The organism is Chryseobacterium proteolyticum (assembly GCF_046591535.1).
GTDB lineage: Bacteria > Bacteroidota > Bacteroidia > Flavobacteriales > Weeksellaceae > Chryseobacterium > Chryseobacterium proteolyticum.
Genome location: NZ_JBJLWK010000001.1, coordinates 896,996 through 913,118, shown reverse-complemented (window position 1 = coordinate 913,118; position 16,123 = coordinate 896,996). Strand labels below are relative to the sequence as shown.

Here is a 16,123-nt window from a genome sequence, read left to right as displayed (position 1 = left end):
TTTAAGGGATAGGATAGCAAGAAGTTAACGTTATTGTATTTCAATTTCATCATTTAAAGTTTGTTTTAAAAATAATATTATTTAATCACAAATGCAATAATAAAAAACCTCCGAAATTCATTTCGAAGGTTTGTATCATATAACAAGCAAAATTTATTGCTGCTTTAATTTTTAAATTTCTGTATTCAGATCCCAGTTTTGAAGGTAATCATGAACATGTTTTAAGAACATTCCGCCTAAAGAACCATCTACAACTCTATGGTCATAAGAGTGGGACATAAACATTAACTGGCGGATAGCGATTACATCACCGTCTTTAGTTTCAAGTACTGCCGGTTTTTTTACAATAGCACCAATAGCAAGGATAGCTACCTGCGGTTGAGGAATAATAGGGGTTCCCATTAAGTTTCCGAAGCTTCCTACATTGGAAATAGTGTAAGTAGCACCTTGAGTATCTTCAGGTCTTAATTTCTTGTTTCTGGCTCTATAAGCTAAATCATTAATCGCCTTTGCAAGTCCTGATAGCGAAAGCTGATCTGCATTTTTAATGACAGGAACGATAAGGTTTCCGTCCGGTAAAGCCGTTGCCATACCAATGTTGATATTTTTCTTTTTGATGATATTATCTCCATTTACAGAGACATTGATCATTGGATAATCCTGAATTGCTTTTACGATCGCTTTTACGAAAATCGGCATAAAGGTAAGTTTTTCACCTTCGCGTTTTTCGAACAGATCTTTATGCTTATTTCTCCATTTTACAACGTTGGTAACGTCTGTTTCAATGAAAGAAGTAACGTGAGGTGCAATGTGTTTTGCTTTAACCATATTTTCAGCAATGATTTTTCTCATTCTGTCCATTGGAATGATTTCGTCACCAGCTGAAACTGATACAGGTGTTACAACAGGAGTTGTTGCAACCGGCTGTGGAGTAGAGGCAACTTGCTGAACAGGTGCTGCCTTTGGTTGGTTTCCTCTGTTATTAACAAATGCTAAAATATCTTCTTTGGTAATTCTTCCTTCTAAACCGCTTCCTTTAATAGATTTTAATTCAGATTCAGAAATGTTTTCTTGTTGTGCAATAGATTTTACAAGAGGCGATAAATAAAGATCTCCTGAAAATTCAACTGTTGAAGTTCCCGTTTTTAATGGTTCTTCAATCGTTTTTAAAGTTTCAGTATCAGGAGCTGATACTTGGGCTTCAGTGATCGTTTCTTCTGTAGCTGTATTTCCGCCTTCTCCTTCAATTTCTAAAATAGCAATGGCTTCACCAACTTTTGCAACTTCATCCTTTTGCTTTAAGATTTTCACAATTTTTCCCGAAACTGGTGTCGGAACATCTGAATCAACCTTATCTGTTGCAATTTCTACTACGGAATCATCTTCCTTTACCTGATCACCCTCATTGAATAACCAAGTGATAATTGTAGCTTCCATAACACCTTCTCCCATGGAAGGAAGCAATAATTTGTACTCTGCCATTTTTATTTTTTAGATTTTGACAAATATATAAAAAAAATCGGTTTTTTTACGGAATATATAATTTTACGAAAATTCTATATAAATATTCCCGCCTACATTCAGTCCAAATAAACTTCTTGCACCATTTTTCTTGCTTCCTTTATAGATAGTAAGTTCCAATAGTTGGCTGTCATTAAAAATGGCTGCGGATTGCCCATGGAATTCGGTTTCCCTGTTCCAGTCTGAAACAACTTCCGTGTGGCTGGAAAATACTTTTGAAAGACTTAAATTCCTGAATTTGATCGTGAAATTTTCATGTCCTTTTCCTGCGGCTTCAAAAAAATCTTTGTTGATATTTGAGATTATGTTTCCGAAATTATCAATATACATCACTTCCCCGATAATCATCTTTTCAGTCTCATTATAGACAGGTTTCGGGAATAGAAGTTCTTTTACACTTTTTATTTTCCGTCCGATTACTTCCGGAAGGCCACCGTTGGCTAAATGTACGGCAGCAGGAACGAAAATATCTGTTGAAGTGAAATTAATGATATCATCAAACCTGTTGTTCAGAGTAATTTCATAAATAGCCTCAGGTTTGATATCAAAAAAAAACAAGGCTAAGTAAACCATTATCTGCAGCAAGAAAATAAGAACCATCTGCTTTATAGAGAATATTTTTTCTTGACTTGTGATAAAAACTGTCTACCGACAGAATATGAATAGTTCCTTTTGGAAAATGTTTATACGCGTTCCGTATGATATATGAAGTCTGGATAAGATTATATGCCTGAATTTCGTGGGTAATATCAATAATATTAACCTCAGGATTTAAAGAAAGAATTTTGCCTTTCATAGCCGAAACCCTGTAATCTAAATTTCCGAAATCAGAAGTGAGTGTAATAATTGACATTTTTGTAGTTGTGGAATAATACTAGTCCTGCAAATTTATTTAAAATAAAGGAAAACTTCGTGCTTATAACTCATAAAAAATAATTAAAAAAGAAGCTTACATGAGTTTAAACCTCCTTTTATTACATTGAATATAATATCTTTTTAATACTAAGAAAAAGAATTAAAAAGGTACCACATTATACCTGTTACAAGTGTTTATATAATCTATATTGCGGTACCTTTTAAGAGAATTGATATTTTATATAACTAAGAGTTAGCTAATTGTACTATAAAGGTGTTTAAATGAAAATTGTGGATAACAAAATTAATATAAGTATGAAAAAAAAACTTTAAATTTAGATTCTAATAAAAAAATGCTTACATGTTTGAATTAACATATGATTTGGAAGATATCGATGTGAAAATCTTCTATGGAGTTAATAACCAATATTTCAATTTATTAAAATCAAGCTTTCCGACACTAAAAATTACAGGCAGAGATCACTCTATTTTAGCTAAAGGAAATCAGGAAGCTCTGGATATATTTAAACAAAAACTTGATGATATTGTAAAATTTATTTCAAAAAATAATTCTATTGAACTGAAAGATGTAGAGAGTATTCTCAATATTAAGGATGAGAATGAAAAACATCTGATTTTTGATCAGGATATTATTGTAAAAGGAGTCAATGGTAAAATTATAAAAGCTAAAACGACTAATCTTAAAAAACTGGTTAAAGAAACCGAGAAAAAGGATATGGTTTTTGCTATAGGACCTGCAGGAACAGGGAAAACCTATACCAGTGTTGCTTTAGCAGCCAGGGCTTTAAGGGATAAAGAGGTTAAAAGAATTATACTTACCAGACCCGCTGTAGAAGCAGGGGAGAGCCTTGGATTTTTGCCGGGGGATCTTAAAGAAAAATTAGATCCTTATTTACAGCCTTTATATGATGCTTTAAGAGATATGATTCCTCACGAGAAACTTGAAGGTTTTATGGAGAAGAAAGTTATTGAAGTGGCACCTTTAGCTTTTATGAGAGGAAGAACCCTGGATGATGCTTTCGTAATTCTGGATGAAGCACAGAATACAACCCATGCCCAGATGAAAATGTTCCTTACCAGAATGGGTATGAACGCTAAATTTATTATAACAGGGGATCCTACCCAAATCGATTTGCCAAGAAATCAGCAATCCGGACTAAAAGAAGCAATGAGGATTTTGCATGGTGTAAATGAAATTGGTTTTGTGCATCTAACTGAAGAGGATGTTGTAAGACATCCGGTTGTAAGGAAAATTATCCTGGCTTATAATGACGAAGAGAAAAGGCTTCGAAACGAATAATCAAACATTGGGTCCGATTTAAATTTGATGGAAATTAATAGGTTTAATTCTTCAGCAAGATTACTTCCGCTCACCGTAATTTAAAATAATTTTAAGCACTTACCTGGTAAGTGTTTTTTTTTATCCGTGTTTTAACGGGAGGTAGAATGAAAAATAAACGTTAATTTTGCAGCATCAATCAAAACTATTTAAAAATGAAAAAACTATTATTAGTGGGCGCTTTTGCGCTTTTAGGAAGTGCAGTAAATGCGCAAGAAGGTTTTAAACTAGGAGGACATATCGGAATTCCTGTTGCTGATGCCAGTGATGTTTCATCATTTACTTTAGGTGTAGATGCATCTTATATGTGGAATATTACAAAAGGATTGGATCTGGGAGTTGCTTCAGGGTATTCACATTTCTTTGGAAAAGATAACTTTGATGATTTTGGATTTATTCCGGTGGCTGTTTCAGGAAAGTATAAGTTCTCAGGAGCTCCTGTTTTTGTAGGATTAGATCTTGGTTATGCTATTTCTGTAAAAGACGGAATGGATGGAGGTTTCTATGCACAACCGAAATTTGGATATCAGATGTCTAAAGGTGAATTGTATATAGGGTACCAAAGCATTAGTAACAGACGTGATTTTGGAAGATACAGATCAAGCTGGACAATAGGCGCTGTAAACATCGGATATAATTTCTATTTAAGATAAAATTATTAAAAATTCCGAATTTTAAGGACTCCAATTGCAGAATTGGAGTTTTTTTATTCAAAAATTTGTGAAAAAAATAATATAATATATTAAGTGCATTTTTTTTCTGTAAAAAGCGAGTATTTTTGGATGATATTAATCACGTTAACAAATTTTAATATTAGAGGGACCCACTGTAAATTTGCTCTCAGAAAGTATTAAAATTTTTTAAAATGAAAAAATTATTATTAGCGAGTGCTATTGCACTTTTCGGTTTATCTAATGCTCAGATTGCTAAAGGTACTACATATTTATCAGGATCTGTTGGTTATTCTCAAGAAGAATCTAACAATGGTAATCTTAAAAAAGAAAACTTCAATGTATTACCTACAGTTGGATATTTTGTTAACACAAACTTAGCAATTGGTTTAGGTGTTGGTTACCAAACTGAAAAAACTACAGCTACTACTACTACAACTATTCTTAACACTACAACTGTAAGTGAGAATATCACTAAGAAGCCAGCTTTCGTTGTTGCTCCTTTCGTAAGAAAATACTGGACTTTGTCTGAAAAATTATATATCTTCGGACAATTAGCAGTACCAATGGAGTTCGGAAAAACTAAGTTAGAAAATAACTCAGTATCTACTTCAGGAAATACTACAGTTTCAAACTCTACTTCTAGCGAAGCTAAATACACTCAAATTGGTGTTACTGTGAAGCCAGGTTTAGATTACTTCTTGAACAAGAACTGGTCTATCGAAGCTACTATCGGTGAGTTCGGTTACAACAACTACAAGCCAAAAGATGGTGATGCTACAAACAACTATAACTTCGGATTGAATTTATCTTCTGTAACTTTCGGAGTTAAATATGTTTTTGCTAAGTAATTAGTACATTATTTTACAATAAAAAAAGGTCTGAGCTTGCTCAGACCTTTTTTTTATCGCTTTAAATTCCTGAAAACAATGGTGTAAAAGAGATTATAATATTGTTTAATTAAATATTAAATAAATGGTAAATTTATGTTAAATTTGCCGCTTGTAACTTTTTATATCAAATGATAACTAATAATGAGTTCTATTTCCACAAATAGAACCCTGTATAAATTAAATTTTAATAACTATGAAAAAACTATTACTAACTGGTGCTGTTGCACTTTTTGGATTATCAAACGCTCAGATGACTAAAGGAGACTGGGTGATCAGTGGAAACACTGGTTTAGGATTTAACAACATTACTACAACAATTAAAGCTGGCGGACAATCGATAGATGGGCCTAAAGTGAGCACTTTTTCTGTATCTCCTTCAGTGGGGTATTTTGTAATTGATAAGTTAGCCGTTGGAATTGACTTAGGTTTTATGAGTGCTACAACAAAATATCAGGGAATCAAATCTAAAACCAATAATTTTTCTGTAATGCCAACTGCTACTTATTACTTTGTTAATGATAGCAAGTTTGTCCCTTTCCTTGGAGCAGGGATCGGATATTCGTCTGTTAAAAATACAGGTGAAGGAAATTTTGGTGATGGTTCAGTTTCATCTGATACTACTACAGATGGTTTGGCATGGAAGGTAAAAGGAGGAGTAACGTACATGGCAACACAATCTTTAGGGGTTAATTTAGGGGTTTCATATGATCAGTTTTCTAATAAAGAAACAATTATGAATACGGATGTAAAAACTAACGTTAAAACTTTTGGAGTTAATATTGGTTTTTCTTACTTCATTAAATCAAAATCTCAGAAATCTGATAAATAATAATCAGTCAGACTAAAAAATAAAACCGGCTCAATTGAGCCGGTTTTTATATTGATTGATGGATTCCTATTTTCCAAACATTCCGCCCATTCCAGGCATATTAGGCATTTTACTCATCATCTGCATCATTTGTTTACCCTGAGGTCCCTGCATCATCTTCATCATTTTACCCATTTGATCAAATTGTTTCATCAATTGGTTTACATCTTCAATCTTTCTTCCTGCGCCTTTTGCAATTCTTTGTTTTCTTTGCGTGTTGATAATAGAAGGTCTTCTTCTTTCTTCCGGAGTCATGGAGTAGATAATTGCTTCAATGTGTTTAAATGCATCATCACTGATCTCAACATCCTTAATAGCTTTTCCCACCCCAGGGATCATTCCCATCAGGTCTTTCATATTACCCATCTTCTTGATCTGATTGATCTGCTTTAGGAAATCGTCAAAACCAAACTCGTTTTTAGCAATTTTTTTATGAAGTTTTTTAGCTTCTTCTTCATCGAATTGTTCCTGAGCCCTTTCTACTAAGGAAACAACGTCTCCCATTCCCAAAATCCTGTCCGCCATCCTTTCCGGGTAGAAAAGATCTAGAGCTTCCATTTTTTCCCCTGTGGAAATGAATTTAATCGGTTTTTCAACTACAGAACGGATCGTTAATGCAGCTCCCCCTCTTGTATCACCGTCTAATTTGGTAAGAACAACACCGTCAAAATTTAATGCATCATTGAATGCTTTTGCAGTATTTACAGCATCCTGACCCGTCATAGAGTCTACAACGAACAATGTTTCATGAGGCTTGATGAAATAATGAACAGATTTGATCTCATTCATCATTTGCTCATCAATCGCCAAACGTCCTGCAGTATCCACAATTACAACATCATGGTTTTTTTCTTTTGCAAACTTGATGGCATTTTCAGCAATGGTAGACGGATTGGTAGCTCCTTCTTCTGTATAAACAGGAACCCCTATCTGGCTGCCCAGTACTTTTAACTGGTCGATTGCAGCGGGACGATAAACATCACACGCTACCAATAAAGGTTTTTTATTCTTTTTAGTATGTAAATAATTGGCAAGTTTTCCGGAAAATGTAGTTTTACCGGAACCTTGAAGACCTGCAATAAGGATTATGGTAGGTTTACCTGAAAGATTAATGCCTTCCTGGGATCCCCCCATTAGATCTACCAACTCATCGTGAACAATTTTAGTCATCAATTGGCCCGGAGTAAGAGAAGTGAGAACGTTTTGTCCCAAAGCCTTATCTTGAACTCTTTTAGTAAGATCCTTTGCTACTTTATAATTAACATCGGCATCTACCAATGCTCTACGAATTTCTTTTACGGTTTCCGCAACATTGATTTCCGTAATTTTTCCACGTCCGGAAATATTATGAAGCGCCTTGTCTAATTTATCCTGTAAACTATTAAACATATGTGTTATAAATTATAGTCTGCAAAAATAAGGATTTTTTAATAATATATATGATATACATTGCGGAGATTTATTTTGCTTAATAAATTATAATTTTATTTTTGCAAAATGAATATTTGGAATAGTTTAATTATTGTACTTTTAATAATAGTCCTTAATAGTATTGTTTATATAATATTTAAAAGATATTTATATGGCAGACCAGACGCGGGGATGAAATTTCTGGTGGTAAACCTTTCAAAAGATCTTGTATGGCTTGTTATTTCTTTGCTTGTTATTGATAAAACAAAAGCTAATTTTCTATTTATTGTAATTTGCTTTATTATCGCATCGTTCCTTATATACTTATCTATAATAAAACTCATTAACAAATCTTGACTTTTTTGATGATAAAAATCAATTTTTAATATTGGTAAAGTTTAATAAAATCGATATATTTGCACACGATTAAAAAAGAGATATGAACAGAAAAATTTCTTCATTATTTTTCGCATTTTTATTTGTGTTTATTAGTGGTTTAGCTAATGCACAACATGAATCTGAAGGTGAGAAGGCAGCTGAAAAAGTAGAGCATACAGAAGCGGAAAAGGGCTTTAATGCGACCAAAATGATCATGGAACACATTGGTGATTCTAACGAATGGCATTTATGGACTACCAAAGATGATAATGGGGAAGAACATCACGTTTCAATTCCATTACCTGTAATTATTAAAGATAATGAAGGATGGCATACTTTCCTTTCTAACAAGATCGCTCACGGTCATGAGCATGATGGGTATACATTAGAAGAGGGACAAGTGGTTTCTACTAAAGGAATTGAAAAAGCAACTTTGTTTGCATTAATAGGTGGGAAACAAAAATCAGATAATGTTTACTTTGATCTTTCCATTACTAAAAATGCAGCGTCAATGTTCTTATCAGTGATTTTTATGCTGGTAGTATTCATTGGAATGGCAAGAAACTATAAGAAATCTCAGCTTCCGACAGGTTTTGGAAAAATAATGGAGCCTGTGATCGTGTTTATCAGAGATGAAGTAGCAATCCCGAATATCGGATCAGTTAAATATAAAAGATATATGCCTTATTTATTAACAGCATTTTTCTTTATCTGGTTCAATAACCTTTTCGGATTGGTTCCTTTCTTCCCTGGAGGATCTAACCTTACTGGTAACATTGCAATCACTGCTGTATTGGCTGTTATTACCTTATTGATTACTTTGTTCAGTGCTAATAAAGATTATTGGAAACACATTTTTATGCCGCCGGTACCGATCTTATTATATCCTATTATGGTTCCGATCGAAATCATCGGTATCTTTACAAAGCCTTTTGCCTTAATGATGCGACTTTTCGCTAACGTTACTGCAGGTCACATTATGATCTTAGCAATTATATCCTTGATCTTTATCTTCAAATCACCATTCTTAGGATTTGCATCTGTGCCATTAGCATTATTTGTTTCCGTATTGGAATTATTGGTAGCTGCCTTGCAAGCATATATATTTACAGTATTATCAGCACTATTTATCGGTATTGCTGTAGCAGAACATGAGCACGAACATGGTCATGAAGAACACGCTCACTAATAGAGCATCATTTTAAAATAATTTTAACTAATATAATTTATTTATTATGGATTTATCAACTGGAGCAGGATTAATTTACGTAGGAATCGGTTTAGCAGTACTAGGAGTAGGTCTTGGTATCGGTAAAATCGGTGGACATGCAATGGATGCTATCGCTAGACAACCAGAACAAGCTGGTAAGATTCAAGGAGCAATGCTTATTGCTGCTGGTCTTATTGAAGGTGCTGGTCTTATCGCGATCATCTTTGGTGCTTTCATCAAGTAATTTATCCTCAAAAGAGAATATTCTTAGCAGTGAAGCGGTTGGCTGCTGCTAAGAATTTTAAAAAGATATCCATAAAATTATCACATTAAAAAAAGAATTTACAGATATGGGAATTATTGAACCTGGAATTGGACTTTTGTTTTGGATGACGCTTACTTTTGTTATCCTGTTGTTTCTTTTAGCAAAATTCGCTTGGAAACCAATCGTTAATGCAGTAAATGACAGAGAGACTTCTATTGTTGACGCATTAAATCAAGCTAAATTGGCTAAAAAAGAAATGGAAGATCTTAAAGCTGATAACGAAAGAATCATTCGTGAAGCTAAAATTGAAAGAGACGCTATCCTGAAAGAAGCAAGAGAAATTAAAGATAGAATTGTAGGAGAGGCTAAAGATGTTGCTAAAGCTGAAGGAGATAAAATGATTGAAGCAGCTAAACAAACTATTGAGACAGAGAAAAATGCTGCAATGGCAGATATTAAAACTCAAATTGGTGCTTTATCTGTAAATATCGCTGAGTCTATCTTAAAACAAAAATTAGATAACAACGAAGCTCAGAACGAGTTGGTTCAAAATTATTTAAACAAATCTAACCTTAACTAATAATGCTTACATCTAAAGTAGCTAAAAGATACGCACAGGGTTTGCTTGATTTCACTAATGAAACAGGGCAAACGGCTACTGTATTTTCTGAAATGAAAGATGTGGTAAAACTGATGTCAGTATCTGCGGATCTGAACAAGTTTTTCCTTACACCTTACATTGATGCTAAAAAGAAAATAGAAGTAGCTGATGAGATTTTCAAAGGTTTGTCACTTTCTTCGCAGAATTTAATCAAATTGGTTATCAGACAAGGTCGTGAAAGCCAGTTGAAGAATATCGCTCAGGAATTTATCAATAAAGTAGAAGATGTTAATGGTGTACAGAGAATCACTTTAACTACTGCTACTGAGCTTTCAAAAGAAAATATTGATCAGATCTTAGGATCTACAAACCTGGTAAAAAATACTTCAAATTTTGATTTGAAGGTTAATGTAAATCCTAAGATTTTAGGAGGTTATATTTTAAGAGTAGGAGACCAGCAGATCGATGCATCTGTTAAAAGCAAACTTAATCAGGTTAAAAAAGATTTTCAATTAAATTAAGACAAAAACAACCATACAATGGCAGAAATAAATCCGGCAGAAGTATCTGCGATCTTAAAACAACAATTGGCCAACTTCGACACTCAATCTAACGTTGAGGAAGTAGGTACAGTTTTAACCATCGGTGATGGTATTGCTCGTGTATACGGGTTAGAAAACGTACAATACGGAGAGTTGGTTAAATTTTCTAGTGATGTAGAAGGTATTGTACTTAACCTTGAAGAGGACAACGTAGGGGTTGCACTTTTAGGAGAAAGTAAATTAGTAAAAGAAGGTGATACAGTTAGAAGAACAAACAGAATTTCTTCAATTAAAGTAGGGGAAGGTATGCTAGGAAGAGTAGTTGATACTCTTGGTAACCCTATCGATGGTAAAGGTCCTATTACAGGGGATTTATACGAAATGCCATTGGAAAGAAAAGCTCCTGGAGTTATCTTCAGACAGCCTGTAACTGAGCCTCTACAAACAGGTATCGTTGCGATCGACTCTATGATCCCTGTAGGAAGAGGACAAAGAGAGCTTATCATTGGTGACAGACAAACAGGTAAAACGACTGTTGCTATTGATACGATCATCAACCAAAAAGAATTTTTTGATGCAGGGAAACCTGTATATTGTATATATGTTGCAATTGGACAAAAAGCATCTACAGTAGCTCAGATCGTTAAAACTCTTTCTGATAAAGGAGCTTTAGCTTATACTGTAATTGTTGCCGCTAATGCATCAGACCCTGTTCCAATGCAGGTGTATTCTGCTATGGCAGGTGCTTCTATCGGTGAGTATTTCAGAGATACAGGTAGACCAGCTCTTATCGTTTATGATGACTTGTCTAAACAAGCTGTTGCTTACCGTGAGCTTTCTCTTCTATTGAGAAGACCACCGGGACGTGAAGCTTATCCTGGAGACGTTTTCTACCTTCACTCAAGATTATTGGAAAGAGCTGCAAAGGTGATCGCTGATGATAACATCGCAAGCCAGATGAATGACCTACCTGAATCTTTGAAGCCTTTGGTTAAGGGGGGTGGTTCATTAACTGCACTTCCTATTATCGAAACTCAGGCTGGTGACGTTTCTGCATATATTCCTACTAACGTAATTTCAATTACAGACGGACAGATTTTCCTTGAATCTGATCTATTCAACTCAGGGGTTCGTCCTGCAATTAACGTAGGTATCTCCGTATCAAGGGTAGGGGGTAACGCTCAGATTAAATCAATGAAAAAAGTGTCTGGTACATTGAAACTTGACCAGGCTCAATATAAAGAACTAGAAGCGTTCGCTAAATTTGGTTCTGACTTAGATGCATCTACTTTAGCTGTAATCTCTAAAGGGGAAAGAAACGTGGAGCTTCTTAAGCAGCCGGTTAACTCTCCACTTCCGGTAGACAGCCAGGTAGCAATGATCTATGCAGGTACTGAAAACTTGTTAAGAAACGTTCCTATCAGAAAAGTGAAAGAATTCCAGGCGGAATATATCGCGTTCTTAAGATCTAAGCATCCTGAAACGATGGCTGCTATTAAATCTGGAAAAATTGATAACGAAATTACAGACGTTCTTAAGCAAGCTGCTAACGATCTAGCTTCAAAATATAATTAAAAAATTAGTTGATGGTTTTTGGTTGATAGTTGACAGAAATTTCTAAAACTAGCAACCAACAACCGACAACCAACAACTAACCCAATATGGCAAACTTAAAAGAAATACGAGGAAGAATCAGTTCAATTTCATCTACGATGCAAATTACACGTGCTATGAAAATGGTTTCTGCTGCGAAACTTAAAAAAGCACAGGATGCAATCGTGATGTTAAGACCTTATTCCGAGAAACTACAAGAAATCATTCAGAATGTAAACTCTAGTTCAGATCCTGATCAGGTTTCTATTTATGCTCAAAAGAGAGAGGTTAAAAGAGTGCTTTTTATCGCTGTAACTTCAAACAGAGGTCTTGCCGGTGCATTTAACTCATCTATTGTAAAGGAGCTTAATATTCAGTTTCAGAATAATTCTCAATACGATATTGAAGTTCTTACAATCGGTAAAAAAGCATATGATGCTGTAAGAAGAAGCCGTACTGTATATGCTAATGAAAGTGCCGTTTTTGATAATTTGAACTTTGATGCAGTTTCTAACCTTACAGAAGGGGTTATGAACAGCTTTAAGGAGGGTAAATTTGATGAGATTTATTTAATTTATAATAAATTCATTAATGCTGCTACTCAGGAAGTAACCAAAGAGCAACTTCTTCCTATCCTGATGCCTGAAACTACTGAGCCACAAGTAGAAACAGATTATATCTTTGAACCTAACAAGAATGAAATTTTGGATAACCTGATTCCAAAATCTATTAAAACTCAGGTTTTCAAAGCTGTTTTAGATTCAGTGGCATCTGAGCATGGAGCTAGAATGACTGCGATGCATAAAGCAACAGATAATGCCCAGGCTTTGAAGAATGATTTGGTAATCTTCTATAACAAAGCGAGACAGGCTGCTATTACAAACGAAATCCTTGAGATCGTTTCGGGAGCAGAAGCTTTGAAAAATTCATAAGAAAAATATTTAGTAAAATATTAAAGCATCGAGTATATCGATGCTTTTTTTTGTTATTTTTATTTTCTATATCTTTGTAAAACTAAATTTTATATAATTTTCTAAATGGACTCGGACATAGTCAGGCTTTTGCTAGCCTTGTTTCTTGTATTACTTAATGGCTTTTTCGTAGCCGCTGAATTTTCAATTGTTAAAGTTCGTTATTCGCAAATTCAAATTAAAGCCGCAGAGGGGGACTCAATGGCTAAACAGGCAGAGCACATCATAAAACATCTTGATGAATATCTTTCTGCAACACAATTAGGAATTACATTAGCTTCACTTGCCCTAGGTTGGGTAGGAGAAAGCGCATTACACCATATTGTAGAGAATATCTTTATATCTATCAATTTTCAATTAAGTGCTGCTTCAGTTACTTCTATATCGTTAATCATCAGTTTTGTTCTTATTACGATTATGCATATAGTGTTTGGAGAATTGATTCCCAAATCTATTGCAATCAGAAAATCAGAGGCTACCACGATGGCAACTGCTGTTCCATTGAGGATCTTCTATACGATTTTCAAACCTTTTATCTGGTTGATGAATTCCATGTCGAACGGGGTTTTAAGATTAATGAAGATACATCCCGCATCTGAGCAGGAAATCCATTCCACAGAAGAACTTCAGCTTTTGGTAAAACAAAGTGCTGATAGCGGAGAAATAGAAGAGGAAAACTATGAGATTATTAAGAATGCGTTTGATTTTACAGATCACTCTGCAAAGCAAATCATGGTTCCCCGACAGAATATTACATCAATAGATTTTGAGGAAGATATCAACGATATTATCAATAAAATTATGGATAGTGGTTATTCCAGAATTCCCGTGTATATCAACTCTATTGATAACGTGATCGGTATTCTCTATACAAAGGAGATTATCAGAGAATTTGTTAAAAGAAAAGGTGAGCTGAATCATGAAGATCTGAAAACCCTTATGCGTGATGCTTTCTTTGTAGTGGGGAGTAAAAAGATTTCCGATCTCCTTAAGATCTTCCAGCAGAAAAAGCAACACCTGGCAATTGTTATTGATGAATTCGGTGGTACCGAAGGTATTATAACACTTGAAGATATCCTCGAGGAGCTGGTGGGAGAAATTCAGGATGAGGAAGATGACGAAGATAAAATTGTTGATAAGATTGGAGACAACATCTATTGGGTTCAGGCTACACAACCTCTCGAAGAAATTAATGAATTCCTGCCTAAAAAATTGGCTCCTTCTGAAGAAAGCGAATATAATACATTAGCAGGATTTATTCTCCACGCATTAGAAGATATTCCTGTGGAAAATCAGGAGTTTGATATTGAAAACTACCATTTTAAAATTCTGAAAATGAATAACAAGAGCGTTGAGCTGGTAGAATTGGTGTATGAAGGTCCAAATGTTATCAATGATTTGGCGGATAAATTAGGGGAAGTTTAAATAATTCTAAAATGATTTTTTATAACAGTATAAAGGATTACGAAAATCCAAAACGCCAGTACGAAGAAGAAGTTCTCGTGTTGGAAGAAACGGATGATGTGTATAAGCTGATTGTACATAATGATGATGTACATACTTTTGATTATGTGATCGACTGCCTTGTGGAAATTTGTAAGCATACATTTGAGCAGGCTGAGCAATGTACGATCCTGATTCATTATAAGGGCAAATGCACTGTAAAAACAGGCTCTATGGATGTACTGAAGCCTATGCATGAGAAATTGATTTCAAGAGAGCTGACAAGCGAAATAGTATAATAAAAACACCGGTATCATTGCCGGTGTTTTTATTTGTATGTGCTTTCCATATAATTTAAAGATGGATTACTTTACTTGCATTCAAGTAAAATAGTATATTTGTACCAACTATATAGAAACTCAAAAAGAATGCTTGTAATAGGAATTGCAGGAGGAACTGGATCCGGCAAAACTACAGTTGTGGATAAAATACTCCAACAGCTTGATATCGAAGGAATGAACATCTTGTCACAGGATAATTATTATCATGATAACCATAATCTTACATTGGCTGAAAGGGAAGCTTTGAATTATGATCACCCGAAGTCTATAGATTTTGAACTGATGTTAAAACACGTCAAAGCTTTAAAAAATAATGAGCCCATTGAACAGCCCATTTATAGTTTTGTTACGCATTCCAGAACCGGAGACCATGTGACTGTAGAACCTAAAAATGTATTGGTTGTGGAAGGTATTTTAGTTCTTACTAATAAAGAGCTGCTGAAAGAATTTGATTTGAAAGTTTTTGTTCATGCAGATTCTGATGAGAGGCTGATCAGAAGAATTAGAAGAGATACCCAGGAAAGAGGTAGAGATTTAAGTGAAGTTTTACATCGCTATCAAACTACTTTAAAGCCAATGCATCAGGAATTTATTGAACCTTCAAAAAATGAGGCTGATCTTATCATCCCTAATATGAAGCAAAATTCTGTAGCGATTGATTTTTTAACTACTGTGATAAAAAACTCGTTGAGAAAACACTAAAATGGCAAATAAATTAATTAAAGACATCCAACCGAAATCCGAAGTCGTTAAACTGCTTCAGAAATACATTGTAAATAGGTATTTTATTACTATCTGTTTGTTTTTAGTGTGGATGATTTTCTTTGATAAAACATCATTTCTGGTAATTAATGAGCTCAATGGTGAGATCAGTAAATACCAGGAACAATTGCAGTATTATAAAACGGAATATGAAAAAAATGATACGTTTTATAAAAAGCTCATGAATAATAAATCTGAAAAAGAAAAATACGCAAGAGAAAATTATTTTATGAAAAAACCTGATGAGGAAATCTTCATTCTTGTTGTGGATAGCACTAAAATATCGAAAAAATAAAATTCATAAAATAAAAGCTCTTAATCCTATAACTTTCCACTAAATGTCAAATATTAATACCCTTCCTGATTGGGAAAATTTAGTAAAAAAGCAACTTAAAACAGAAGATATCTACACAATTCTGAAAAAAAGAAAATTTAGAAG

The 16,123-nt window shown here is 34.2% G+C and carries 16 protein-coding genes and 1 pseudogene; 14 read left to right on the top strand and 3 right to left on the bottom strand.

Going from position 1 to position 16,123, the window contains the following annotated elements; genetic code table 11:
* Positions 1-171: 171 nt before the first annotated feature.
* Positions 172-1,482: a dihydrolipoamide acetyltransferase family protein gene (locus ACJ5H0_RS04210; RefSeq protein WP_411247472.1), complete on the bottom strand. Its 1,311-nt coding sequence runs from the start codon at positions 1,480-1,482 to the stop codon at positions 172-174.
* Between the two features lie 63 nt (positions 1,483-1,545).
* Positions 1,546-2,374, bottom strand: a pseudogene (locus tag ACJ5H0_RS04205) (SAM hydrolase/SAM-dependent halogenase family protein).
* A 363-nt stretch (positions 2,375-2,737) separates the two neighbouring features.
* Here ACJ5H0_RS04205 and ACJ5H0_RS04200 point away from each other — a divergent pair.
* From ACJ5H0_RS04200 to ACJ5H0_RS04185, 4 genes are all read left to right on the top strand, one after another.
* Entirely contained in the window at positions 2,738-3,697 is a 960-nt protein-coding gene (locus ACJ5H0_RS04200; protein WP_172278510.1) for a PhoH family protein, read from the top strand.
* Positions 3,698-3,891: 194 nt separating this feature from the next.
* Entirely contained in the window at positions 3,892-4,389 is a 498-nt protein-coding gene (locus ACJ5H0_RS04195) for a hypothetical protein (protein WP_172278508.1), read from the top strand.
* 212 nt (positions 4,390-4,601) lie between these two features.
* Complete coding sequence (locus ACJ5H0_RS04190; RefSeq protein ID WP_273648200.1) at positions 4,602-5,258, top strand: outer membrane beta-barrel protein; 657 nt, start codon at positions 4,602-4,604, stop codon at positions 5,256-5,258.
* A 235-nt stretch (positions 5,259-5,493) separates the two neighbouring features.
* Entirely contained in the window at positions 5,494-6,129 is a 636-nt protein-coding gene (locus ACJ5H0_RS04185) for an outer membrane protein (protein WP_411247469.1), read from the top strand.
* Between the two features lie 66 nt (positions 6,130-6,195).
* Here the strand turns inward: ACJ5H0_RS04185 and ffh are convergent, their stop codons facing one another.
* Positions 6,196-7,557 (bottom strand): signal recognition particle protein, encoded by a 1,362-nt coding sequence (ffh, locus tag ACJ5H0_RS04180; protein WP_172278502.1) that lies wholly within the window; start codon positions 7,555-7,557, stop codon positions 6,196-6,198.
* Positions 7,558-8,017: 460 nt separating this feature from the next.
* On the opposite strand from ffh, the gene atpB reads away from it, so the two are divergent.
* The 10 genes from atpB (at position 8,018) to ACJ5H0_RS04130 (ending at position 15,979) form a co-directional block, all read left to right on the top strand.
* A complete protein-coding gene (atpB, locus tag ACJ5H0_RS04175) occupies positions 8,018-9,145 on the top strand; it encodes a F0F1 ATP synthase subunit A (protein WP_411247467.1) in 1,128 nt (375 codons plus the stop codon).
* 46 nt (positions 9,146-9,191) lie between these two features.
* The gene (locus ACJ5H0_RS04170) at positions 9,192-9,410 is read left to right on the top strand and encodes an ATP synthase F0 subunit C (RefSeq protein WP_007844726.1); all 219 of its coding nucleotides are present in this window, start codon (positions 9,192-9,194) and stop codon (positions 9,408-9,410) included.
* Between the two features lie 106 nt (positions 9,411-9,516).
* Positions 9,517-10,011, top strand: a complete 495-nt coding sequence (locus ACJ5H0_RS04165; RefSeq protein ID WP_172278498.1) for a F0F1 ATP synthase subunit B — start codon at positions 9,517-9,519, stop codon at positions 10,009-10,011.
* A gap of 2 nt (positions 10,012-10,013) precedes the next feature.
* Entirely contained in the window at positions 10,014-10,553 is a 540-nt protein-coding gene (gene atpH, locus ACJ5H0_RS04160; RefSeq protein WP_345988060.1) for an ATP synthase F1 subunit delta, read from the top strand.
* Positions 10,554-10,571: 18 nt separating this feature from the next.
* Positions 10,572-12,149, top strand: a complete 1,578-nt coding sequence (atpA, locus tag ACJ5H0_RS04155; protein ID WP_172278494.1) for a F0F1 ATP synthase subunit alpha — start codon at positions 10,572-10,574, stop codon at positions 12,147-12,149.
* A gap of 86 nt (positions 12,150-12,235) precedes the next feature.
* Positions 12,236-13,099 carry an ATP synthase F1 subunit gamma gene (atpG, locus tag ACJ5H0_RS04150; protein WP_172278492.1) on the top strand — a complete coding sequence of 288 codons (864 nt, stop codon included), beginning with the start codon at positions 12,236-12,238 and terminating at the stop codon, positions 13,097-13,099.
* A 105-nt stretch (positions 13,100-13,204) separates the two neighbouring features.
* Positions 13,205-14,563: a hemolysin family protein gene (locus tag ACJ5H0_RS04145; RefSeq protein ID WP_172278490.1), complete on the top strand. Its 1,359-nt coding sequence runs from the start codon at positions 13,205-13,207 to the stop codon at positions 14,561-14,563.
* A gap of 11 nt (positions 14,564-14,574) precedes the next feature.
* Positions 14,575-14,880 (top strand): ATP-dependent Clp protease adaptor ClpS, encoded by a 306-nt coding sequence (locus ACJ5H0_RS04140; RefSeq protein WP_172278488.1) that lies wholly within the window; start codon positions 14,575-14,577, stop codon positions 14,878-14,880.
* Between the two features lie 129 nt (positions 14,881-15,009).
* The gene (udk, locus tag ACJ5H0_RS04135) at positions 15,010-15,624 is read left to right on the top strand and encodes a uridine kinase (RefSeq protein WP_273648198.1); all 615 of its coding nucleotides are present in this window, start codon (positions 15,010-15,012) and stop codon (positions 15,622-15,624) included.
* A gap of 1 nt (position 15,625) precedes the next feature.
* Complete coding sequence (locus ACJ5H0_RS04130; RefSeq protein WP_172278484.1) at positions 15,626-15,979, top strand: FtsB family cell division protein; 354 nt, start codon at positions 15,626-15,628, stop codon at positions 15,977-15,979.
* The last annotated feature ends 144 nt before the right edge of the window (positions 15,980-16,123 follow it).

Coding starts and splice junctions, on each gene's coding strand:
- atpH (WP_345988060.1), top strand. CDS start 10,014: ATGCTTACATCTAAAGTAGCTAAAAGATACGCACAGGGTTTGCTTGAT.
- ACJ5H0_RS04185 (WP_411247469.1), top strand. CDS start 5,494: ATGAAAAAACTATTACTAACTGGTGCTGTTGCACTTTTTGGATTATCA.
- atpB (WP_411247467.1), top strand. CDS start 8,018: ATGAACAGAAAAATTTCTTCATTATTTTTCGCATTTTTATTTGTGTTT.
- ACJ5H0_RS04140 (WP_172278488.1), top strand. CDS start 14,575: ATGATTTTTTATAACAGTATAAAGGATTACGAAAATCCAAAACGCCAG.
- ACJ5H0_RS04145 (WP_172278490.1), top strand. CDS start 13,205: ATGGACTCGGACATAGTCAGGCTTTTGCTAGCCTTGTTTCTTGTATTA.
- ffh (WP_172278502.1), bottom strand. CDS start 7,557: ATGTTTAATAGTTTACAGGATAAATTAGACAAGGCGCTTCATAATATT.
- atpA (WP_172278494.1), top strand. CDS start 10,572: ATGGCAGAAATAAATCCGGCAGAAGTATCTGCGATCTTAAAACAACAA.
- ACJ5H0_RS04165 (WP_172278498.1), top strand. CDS start 9,517: ATGGGAATTATTGAACCTGGAATTGGACTTTTGTTTTGGATGACGCTT.
- ACJ5H0_RS04190 (WP_273648200.1), top strand. CDS start 4,602: ATGAAAAAATTATTATTAGCGAGTGCTATTGCACTTTTCGGTTTATCT.
- atpG (WP_172278492.1), top strand. CDS start 12,236: ATGGCAAACTTAAAAGAAATACGAGGAAGAATCAGTTCAATTTCATCT.
- ACJ5H0_RS04195 (WP_172278508.1), top strand. CDS start 3,892: ATGAAAAAACTATTATTAGTGGGCGCTTTTGCGCTTTTAGGAAGTGCA.
- udk (WP_273648198.1), top strand. CDS start 15,010: ATGCTTGTAATAGGAATTGCAGGAGGAACTGGATCCGGCAAAACTACA.
- ACJ5H0_RS04210 (WP_411247472.1), bottom strand. CDS start 1,482: ATGGCAGAGTACAAATTATTGCTTCCTTCCATGGGAGAAGGTGTTATG.
- ACJ5H0_RS04130 (WP_172278484.1), top strand. CDS start 15,626: ATGGCAAATAAATTAATTAAAGACATCCAACCGAAATCCGAAGTCGTT.
- ACJ5H0_RS04200 (WP_172278510.1), top strand. CDS start 2,738: ATGTTTGAATTAACATATGATTTGGAAGATATCGATGTGAAAATCTTC.
- ACJ5H0_RS04170 (WP_007844726.1), top strand. CDS start 9,192: ATGGATTTATCAACTGGAGCAGGATTAATTTACGTAGGAATCGGTTTA.